At 65.2% G+C, this 9,272-nt stretch carries 6 protein-coding genes; 4 read left to right on the top strand and 2 right to left on the bottom strand.

Going from position 1 to position 9,272, the window contains the following annotated elements; genetic code table 11:
• Positions 1-1,729 precede the first annotated feature (1,729 nt).
• Together ACIA5H_RS30525 and ACIA5H_RS30520 are read right to left on the bottom strand one after the other, a co-directional pair.
• Positions 1,730-2,488, bottom strand: coding sequence for a helix-turn-helix transcriptional regulator (locus ACIA5H_RS30525; RefSeq protein ID WP_364439496.1), 759 nt, complete (start codon positions 2,486-2,488; stop codon positions 1,730-1,732).
• A gap of 248 nt (positions 2,489-2,736) precedes the next feature.
• On the bottom strand, positions 2,737-3,606 hold the full coding sequence (locus tag ACIA5H_RS30520; protein ID WP_364439499.1) for an SDR family oxidoreductase: 870 nt from the start codon (positions 3,604-3,606) through the stop codon (positions 2,737-2,739).
• Positions 3,607-3,926: 320 nt separating this feature from the next.
• Between ACIA5H_RS30520 and ACIA5H_RS30515 the strand changes: the two genes are divergently transcribed.
• The 4 genes from ACIA5H_RS30515 to ACIA5H_RS30500 all read left to right on the top strand — a co-directional run bounded on the left by ACIA5H_RS30515 (position 3,927) and on the right by ACIA5H_RS30500 (position 9,208).
• Positions 3,927-4,655, top strand: a complete 729-nt coding sequence (locus ACIA5H_RS30515) for a helix-turn-helix domain-containing protein (protein ID WP_397079092.1) — start codon at positions 3,927-3,929, stop codon at positions 4,653-4,655.
• A gap of 1,252 nt (positions 4,656-5,907) precedes the next feature.
• The gene (locus ACIA5H_RS30510; RefSeq protein WP_397079091.1) at positions 5,908-6,852 is read left to right on the top strand and encodes a hypothetical protein; all 945 of its coding nucleotides are present in this window, start codon (positions 5,908-5,910) and stop codon (positions 6,850-6,852) included.
• Positions 6,853-6,872: 20 nt separating this feature from the next.
• The gene (locus tag ACIA5H_RS30505; protein ID WP_397079089.1) at positions 6,873-8,093 is read left to right on the top strand and encodes a cutinase family protein; all 1,221 of its coding nucleotides are present in this window, start codon (positions 6,873-6,875) and stop codon (positions 8,091-8,093) included.
• Positions 8,090-9,208: a lipase family protein gene (locus tag ACIA5H_RS30500; protein ID WP_397079087.1), complete on the top strand. Its 1,119-nt coding sequence runs from the start codon at positions 8,090-8,092 to the stop codon at positions 9,206-9,208. Before ACIA5H_RS30505 ends, ACIA5H_RS30500 begins: the two co-directional genes overlap by 4 nt.
• The last annotated feature ends 64 nt before the right edge of the window (positions 9,209-9,272 follow it).

Genomic DNA, 9,272 nt, shown 5'->3' with positions numbered 1-9,272 from the left:
AACTGTGGTGTGGCGGGACAACCGAGCCGGCAAGGCAGCCAGCAGCTGGACCGCGGCTCGTCCGGCCAGTTCCCTCACGACTGCCCGCACCTGACTGCTGGGCCGGTTCGGCCATGCAGTCCGCACGCTCAGCGGCAAGGTCCTGACCCCGTACCGGCTGCGCCACACCGGCATCTCGTGGAACTGCAGGACGGTGTCCCGATCTTCGTCGTTTCCCGCGACGCCGGGCACGAACCGTCAACACCACCGACCGCTACTACGGGCACAACGACCGCAAGGCCAGCGAATCAGCCGCCCAGGTCATCGCGGGCCGACTGCCCCGAGTACGCGCCAGCATGCTCAGCATCGCAGCCTGAGTCGCGACCGCCCACCGATCAGTGCGACAGCGGATTTCTCAGATGAGATGCACACAGGATAGATTCGAGGCGTCAACTGTTTGAGCGATCGGATGGTAGGCGCGAATACCCCTGAGTGAGCCTCGAACCGCCGCAGACCGGTTCGGGGCTCGTTCGGATCCGGGATTCCTTTCGGCCAGCGGGTCCATCTACCCCTACGCTGGTTTGACCGCATCCCGGGGAACCCACTGTCGAAGAGCGACTTCGCTGGTGCGGAGGGCATAGCGGGGCTACGCGGGCGCCGGCTCGACAGTGAATGGCGTGCGTGCGGATGCGCAGCGCGGCGAGTTGCTCGGTGCGCGGGAAGTCGGTCAGCGGTGCCGGGACTGTGGTGCCATCGGTCCGGCTACCGACACCCAGGGCTGCGGCATGCGAAATGATCGCATACCGGGTGGTCGGCCGTCGAGGCGGGCACGCTGATCAGTAACTGACGGCAGTCGAACTCCCCGGGCGGTGCGCTGTCGGATGCCAGCAGGAGGTCGTCGATGCTGCGGTACAACAGGATGTTGTACAACGCGTAGTGGTTGGCGGCAGGCGCTCGATACCGGTGATGCTGTCGGCGAGTACGAAGTCGGCGTAGCAGGCGGTTTGCGAGGTGGGTGGTGGATTTGTGAACGAAATCGGGGTTGACGTTGGATTCAATGTGCGCCTGCTACTGATTCGCTGCGCCCACAGCGAATCGTATGACGATGGTGTGGCCGGTGAGAAGGGCGCACGCGTGCTGCGCCCGACGGGTAGAAGTCAGACTGCGCGGTTGGCGGAGCGTTTGGCTGCCGAGCAGTCCAGCCACGGGATCACCTGCGTGTACAGCACACGCGCGTCGCGTGGCGCAGACCCCCGCGGTGGTGGCCGACATGCTGGGGCTGTCGGTGTGCACGCGCAGCTTCTCGGGCCGCCGGTGGGGGAGTCGACGCGGGAACTGTCATCCGCTCGGCTTCGAGGCGGTCGGTGAACAGATGTGGGAGCAGTGGGCGGCGCGAGTGGGCTGCGAGTTGGAGCTGATCGCGGGGATACATCCCGGTGAGGCAGTGGCGGTGGTCTGCCACCAAGCCAGCGTCCTCGCGGCGGCCCAGTATTTTCTGGAGGCGACTTACTCGCGGGCGCATGCTTCGGTGGAGGTCGACCGCACCGCGATCACCGAATGGCAGTTGTGCCCGCTCGATCGCGAGGCGAGTGGGCTGCGGTGGGTGTTGCCGGCGCGCGAACGATGCCGAAGACCTGAGTCCCCCACTGCGCGGCGTCACGCGGCGGCGACGACATCCATGACCATCGTATTGCCGCGATGTGCGCGCGGTCGGAGTCGGCGATGGCGCGTTCGGTCGGTCCTGCGTGGGTCAGTTCCGCGGTGCCGTTTCCTGTAGAACGAGGACGTTGTACGGCCGCGGTGGGTATTTGAAGGTGTAGGCGGTGATGATGCGGTTCTCGTAGCGCTGTGTCTCGGGATTCCAGAGGAAGATTCGCTGGTTGAGCACGTGCTCGTCGGTGGCGCGGATTCTGGAGATCTCGGGCCATTCGGGTGCCTGTTCGCAGGAAGCGATGATCTGCTGGATGCGCCGCTGGGGTATCCGGCCGGGCGCGACAACGAGGAAGGCGTTGGCCATGACGATGGCCCGCTCCTCCCAGTTCCTGATCACTTTCTTCGCAGCGGGAGCCCGGACCACCCATTCGAGCAGATTCGGTCGCACGTCGGCGTCGGGTGCGGGGGCGACAAGTCCGGGGAAGCGAGTCAGCAGTGGTTGGTTGGCGGCGTACAGGTCGAAGGCGTCGTCGTGGTAGCAGGCGGGATCGAGGTTGTGGTCCAGGCCAAGCTGGTCGTCCGGGGTGACCACGGGCGCCATGTCCCAGTTGAGCTGGCTGAGCAGTGGCTGTGTCAGCGCGGCGTACTTGGGTCTTCGCCACTTGGGGACCTCGAGGCCGTTCAAGAACGCCTCGAGTGTCTCGGCCGAAGGAGTCCGCCCTTGACGCTCCCACGCGTAAATCAACGTCTTCGAGACCTTCACGATCTGGGCAGCTTCTTCGCGCGTCAGATCCGCGGCTTCGCGCTCGGCCCGCAGTAGCTTGGCCAGTACGGGTAGATCGGCATCGTCAACCATGGCATCCGCCTTTGCTCGGCTTCCAGCAGCCCCAAGAGCGTGTGCGGTGCAACTGGGAGTGCAGACTCGCGGGACGCTTCGTGGCTGCCTAACAGGTCAGACTAAGGCAAAGAGGCCAACCGTCTCCCGATGAACCAGTGGCCGGTGACCCGAACGTGGCGCAAATCATATTGGTGCACAACGTTTTTCATTGATGGCTGATAGAGCGACGAGTTGGGCGGGATGCCCTCGGTCTTGAGGCGACCGATCTAGTCATCGACGAAGATGTCGTTGGTCAGCGGACCGGTGCCCGAGGTTGCGCGGTAGCTGTCCAGATCGGCGATTCCGTGGGCGACAAGTACTTCCTCGTCGAGCATCAGTTGGCCCGTGCAGGTCGAGCGGGTGAGCACCAGCAGTGCCGCATCAGCCATGACCCAGACATCGCGCGAGGTTGCGGCGACGTCGCCGCCGCCGATCTTGTTCCGCACGGCCGCGGTGTCGATCGTGGTGCGCGGCCACAACGAGTTGACCGCGATGCCATGATCATCGAGTTCCTGTGCCAGCCCGATGGTCAGCAAAGAAGCGCCGTACTTGCTGACGGTGTATCCGGGAAACCGGCCGATCTGCTCGCGAGCCAGGTTGATCGGTGGCGAGATGTTCAGGACCTGCGGTGCTCGACCTGCCCGCGCCGAATCCTGAAGCGCTGGCAGACACAGTTTGGTCATCAAAAGCGTTGCACGACAATTGATGTCCTGCATGTAGTCGTATTGGTTCATCGTCAGTGAGATCGCTGGTGCGGGCTCGATCACCGCCGCCACGTTCAGCAGCATGTCGATTCCGCCGAACCGGTCTACGGTCCGCTGCACAGCATCCGCCATCGCCTTGGCGTCGCGCACGTCGGCGGCGATCGGCAGGATATCCCCACCGGCGGCCTCCGCCTCTGCGGCCATGGTATGGATCGTGCCGCTGTACCTGGGATGCGGTGTAGCCGTGCGACCGATCATCGTCACATTGGCTTCCTCCGCAGCCAGCCGTATCGCGATCGCAGCACCGATACCTCGGCTAGCTCCAGTGACGATCGCTGTCCTGCCGGCCAGCAGGCTCGAAGACACTTCACCTAAGGACATCGGATCCCCCATCTGCGCATGATCGACTTCTCGCACACTAACGGCTGACCGAGCTCAGTGGCGGGTGCGCAGGTATCAACGATTGTGATATTGACGCCCGGCGGCAGGGCGGCAAAGGTTGAGCAGAGAGGACCGCCGGGCTGCAGCAACCCTGATGCCGCGCCAGTGGTCGAAGGTAACTCGCGGGGGCGCTCATTGGTTGTGCCACCCGCGCTCAGCGTAGCGGAGGTCATTGCATGAGAGGGGGAGTTCGCTTGAATCGGCGTCCAGCACACCGCCAGCCCAAACGCAGCGTGCAGCCGAGCATACCGACGCTGTCGACGACATGCTGGATGATCAGAGATCACCTGGGGCTATCACGGGCCGGTAGCTTCGAGCGCACGAAGGTCAGTGCGTCATACCTGAGCCAAATCGAAAGCGGCGAGCGGGTACCCAGTCTGGAAACGCTCAACAAGCTGATCCTGGGATACCGATTGGACAGCGCGCAAGCACGTCACCTACTCGAGCTTCGCACGCCCGCCGAGGATCTCGCACCCGCCGCGAACCTCCGCTGGCTCGTTCGCGAGAACGATGGACTGATGACCCATATCCATGCCCTCGAGGAACGGGGAGTGCTCGGGGCTTACATGGATCCGATGTGGAACGTCTTGGCCTGTAATGATTCGTTCCGGTCAGCACTGCCTGGGCTGGATGCCAGCGAGTCGGTGCCGGTGTGGTTGTTCAGTCCGGCTGCGAGAGACATCGTGATCGATTGGGATCGTGAGGCTGCTCATTCGGTGGCAACCACCAAAGCAGTGTTGGGGCGCTACCGGACGTCGGAGCAGGCCCGAGAATTGATGCGACAGCTACGTCCCAACAGTACGTTCGCTCGGCTATGGGCCAGCAGCATCAGCATCTCCTACGGCCGCAGCACCGGAGACCAGCTGCACTGGCGCGACAACGAGACCGGAGAACTGATCTCCTATAGCTTGACCATGTCGGAGATCAGTCAGACCGGAGACGTACTGTTGCTCACCGCCCTTCCGGTGCGCTATCGCGGACCCAACATCGAGGTGGCCTAGACGCTGTTCTGGCACAAATGACGTGGGCAGCGATCGTCCATGCTGCCGCGTGCACCTACGATCAATGCCTCACGCTGCGCGAGGCATTTCGTGGCCACCGGGCAGCGACGGGCTGGCGCCTGTCGATGAATTACCCGCGTCGCCCCACGGTATTCTAAGTGCAGTGATTCTCGTAGTCGCTCGCCCCTTATCGCAACTGCGAAACCGTTCTGGCGCTGGCGGCAATGGCAGTCAGGTCGGTGAAATGGGCGATCATGCAAAGGACGGCTCAGCGGATCCGTCGGCGAACCTTACCCAGAATCTGCCGCATGAGCCGACATATCCTGTAGCGGTGGGCGCTCAAGCGTTGCGGAAATCCACACGCTGGTATGAAGAACAGCTGCGAAAGGGATGTCTGCCAGGCCATAAGGCCGGCCGATCGTGGTATCTGACCGCAAGCGGCATCGCTGCAGCGATTCAGTCGACCGCCAGCCATCCGCGCTCACGACCGGCGCCGAATCTTGCCAAACCCCAGACAACCGATCGCCGACGGCCGACTCGTAGGCGGAAACAGCGCCGTCGCGCCATACCTCCGCAACGCCCTTTCGAATAGTCGGCCGTCCATTCTTAGCTCACGTCGAAAACGCGGGGCATGTAGTTGATGGCCCTGACTTCGAGCTGCGCCAGAACCCGCATCTACGCGCGATATGTGCTGCGGCTATCCCTCGTAGCATATGTTCTCCACATCCTGCTGTTCGATTGTTCTCCCGTGCACGTTGATCGCCGAGGCTCGGGAACACTTCGATGTATCTGCCAATCTGACCAACCTGGGGCGCTTCTGTAGCCGAGAGTCTGAATCGCGGGAGAACTTTGTTCATCGCTGGCTGCGTGAGATGGCCCAGAACGCCGCAGCGCATCACCCATTTTGCAGTTTCACGCTGGTTGCGTTAACGCAAATTAGGTGTGCCGAAACACTGGATTTTGCTGCACGGGACGGGTTTTGATTGACACGCAAGTTCGACCACTGAAAGGAAACCGATGGACCCTCTGATCGTTCTAGACTGGGTGAATACCGGTCTGTCTGTGCTCTCCAACGGGTTGTCCGTGGCAGCTCAGGCACTGGCGCTCATCCTTCCGTTCATCTGACCATCTCGCCTCGAGACGCGGCCTCCCAGCAGTGATTCGCTGCTGGGAGGTAGGAACCGCTACGCGCAACGGCGAATTCCGATCATAAGAATTCTTTTCCATACCTTCCCGACGGGGTCTATTCGGCATGCACAAGATCAGAAAACGTACTCACTTCGCCTATGGCGACGATGCGGTCCACGGCGATCACGACAACAACGCGCGCTGGGGTCGAGATTGCTCGCGCAGCTTCAGCCGAGTTAGCCGCGCAATCCTGGCGGCCATGGTGCCCGCGGCGGTGATGATGGCAGCCGCAGGCACCGCCAGCGCCAGCCTTGCTGCGATCGCTGATCAACCCGGCGTCACCAGCCCGGTTCAGCCCGGAACCACCACACCTGCTCCGCCGCCCCCACCGGCACCGGAGCCCGAGCCGGTACCCCCGCTGCCGGATCCTGCGCCCAAGATCTACTACTCACAGCCGCCGGAGGTCCGCAATGCCGCACCCTCGCGTCCGGCGCCGCCGCCGGAGCAGCCGGTGGAGCCGGTCCGGATCGAGGAGTTGCACCTGCCTGAACCGGTAGCTCCTGTGGCGCCGATCGAACCGCCAGAGAACACGATTCGAGTCGGGCAGTGGCAGGCTCCGCGTCCGGAGTGGTTACCGCCGGAATACGCAGATGTGATCAACGATGTCGCCGCGAACGCCGAAGCGCAGGTCGCGACCGCGCTGGATTCGGTCGGTATTCCGGCCGGACGCTCAGACCGAGTCAGCGGGACCACGCTCGCCGGAGCGGGGATCGGTGGAGCTGTCGGCGCGGCGGCCGCCGGTGCCCCGGCAGCTGCGGCGGGCGCGGTAGTCGGTGGCCTTATCGGCGGCACGGTCGGTGGCATCGCAGGGGCCGCGCTGGGAACGGTGGTACCGGTGCCGGTCATCGGCGAAGTGACCTCCGGGGTCGCTGGAACAGCGCTGGGAGCCGCCGCTGGTGCCGCGGCCGGGGCCGTCACCGCCGGGATTCCTGCGGCGGCGATCGGCGCTGTGGCCGCCGGTACGGTCGGTGCGGGCTGCGGCGCTGGGGTGGGGGTCGGGCAGCCATGACCGTCTCCAGGAGAAGCCGAATGCGCACTATCGCCGCTGCGGTTGCAGCTTCGGCAGCGCTCGGCGTGGCCACCGGAAGCACCACGGCTGTGGCGGTACCTATCGGCCCCGGCTGCCCCGCCTTGTACGTACTCGGTGTCCAGGGCACCGGGCAGTCTTCACCGACGGCCGACCCGCTCGCCGATGCTGGTGTCGTCGGTGCATTCATCGGCCCCGTCCTAGCAGGCGCTCCCGGCCTGGTGCAACGCAGTTACATCAGCTATGGTGCGGGCTTCGGTGGCGCGGTCCCCGGTGGTGGTCCGGACCCGTACGTGGTGTCCGTGACCGAAGCACGCCATCGGCTGGATGCCGCTGCTGTCGAGATCGTCGAGACTTGTCCCGGCACTCTGATCGCTGGCATCGGTTATTCGCAAGGTGCACAAGCGCTGTCGGCGTTCGCGCACGACGTTGGTACCGGTGCTGGTCCCGTTCCGCCGGACCGTATCGCGGGGATCGCCCTGTATGCCCATCCCGATCGCGCTGTCGGTGCGCCGATCTTCCCGGGACGGCCGGGGCAGACGGTGCCGGATCCGGCGCCGGGCACCATCGGGACGGCAGTGTCAGCCGTCCATCTGTCCGATCCCCCCGCTGGAGGCGGTGGAATCGCCGATGGCGCTACCAGCTACGGGGAACTCGCTGGCCGGGTCGCCGATGTCTGCACCGACGGTGACCTGGCCTGCTCCGCGCCGGAGCGCGCCGCGCTGCTGCGCGTCGGGGCGGAGATCGCCGCGCAAGCCGACCTACGCGACCCGATCGCCGCACTCGCCTCACTCAATGCGCTGTTGTCAACGGTGCTGGGTGACGCGTGGACCAGTGTGACCCTCAGTGACTTCCATGTCGGCAGGGGCAACGTCGACTACCTGCCGCAGCTGCCGCTCGCGGACCGTTTGATCGACGCAGCCGACCCGCGTAACCCAGCACCGACACCGGAAGAAGCCGGAATAGCGGCGGCACGGTGGGGCGAAATCGCCGCCACGGTCACAGCGGATCCGATCGGCCTGCTGCCCAAGCTGGCCGGTCAACTCGCTGCGGCATGGGGGCAGTTGGTCGCCGACAACGCCGACTTGATCAACCCCGGGGTCTGGGTCCGGTACCTCGATACGGTCTCCCGGCACAACAACTACGCCGCCAACGGGCAACTCAACTCCGGGATCGCCTGGATGATCGCCCTCGCCCACGATATCGCCGGAGCCAGGCCATGACCGAACCTGGCACGATCGACGACGACTTCTACCGCAGCCCCGATGACGGCCTCGATGCCCCTGCCGGGCAGCTCCTGCGCCGCCGCCCGATCACCCTGACGGGTCTGCGAGGCGCGGGCCCGGCGTGGCAAGTCGTATACGCCACCACAGGATCGCGGGCCCCAATGCCTGCCTCCGGGACCGTGATTACACCCAGCCCAGTCGCCGGGCTCACCGGTCCCGGCCCGGTCCTTGTGTATTGCCCGTCTTTTCACGGGCTCGGCGGTCGCTGTGCGCCTTCCCATCTGCTGGCCGGAGGGCGAGAACCGGAATCCGAATCCATCGCGGCCGCCCTCGAGCGCGGCTGGACGGTTGCAGTACCGGACGGACCATGCCTGGGCATGACCGGGCTGGGCCCGCATCAATTCCTGGCCGGTGCCGCTGGCGCGCATGCGGTGCTGGACCTCGCCCGCGCGACCCGAGCCCTCCCGGATCTCGATGCCGCGCCGTGTGTGGTGTGGGGGTATGCAGACGGCGGCCGCACCGCGGCGTGGGCAGCCGAACAACAACCGCAGTACGCCCCAGAGTTGGATCTGCGCGGCGTGGCCGCCGGTGGTGTCGTCGCGGACCCTGGCGCACTGATCGAGGAAATCGATGGCGGGCCGTGGGCAGGATTGGCCCTGGCCGGGCTCATCGGCCTCAGTCGCGCGTACGCCTATCTGCCGGTGCGGCACCTGATAACCGACGCCGGCCGAGAAGTGATCGAGCAAGCCGGCGCGCTGGACGCTGCGGCGCTGCTAGTCACTTACCGCGAACAACCGCTAGGCAAGTGGTGCGAGCGCCCAGATCCGTGGAACGACCCAATCTGGCGGTACGTGCTGGCCAACGAGACCAGCGGCCGCTTCGCACCAAAGGTTCCGGTGCACCTCTACCACGGCCTCAAAGATGCACTCGTGCCCGTCATACTCGGGCGGCAGTTGTTCGCCCAATACCGCTCGGTCGGCGTCGATCTGAGCTGGCGTGACTACGCAACAAGCCACGTCGGCGCCGCGAAAGACGGAGCCGCGGAGGCAGTCGCGACATTGACGGGCTACCTGCAGCGTCGCCCAACCCCCGCCCACCCCCAGACCACCTGAATCGGCCTGCCCGCCCCACGTCCCCCTCGCGGCGCGGGCAGGCCCCCAAACCAATCCTGATCGA

It is taken from the genome of Nocardia sp. NPDC051900 (genome assembly GCF_044452545.1).
Taxonomy (GTDB): domain Bacteria; phylum Actinomycetota; class Actinomycetes; order Mycobacteriales; family Mycobacteriaceae; genus Nocardia; species Nocardia sichangensis.
The sequence above is the reverse complement of the archived record's forward strand: the minus strand, read 5'-3'. Positions and strand labels throughout refer to the sequence as shown.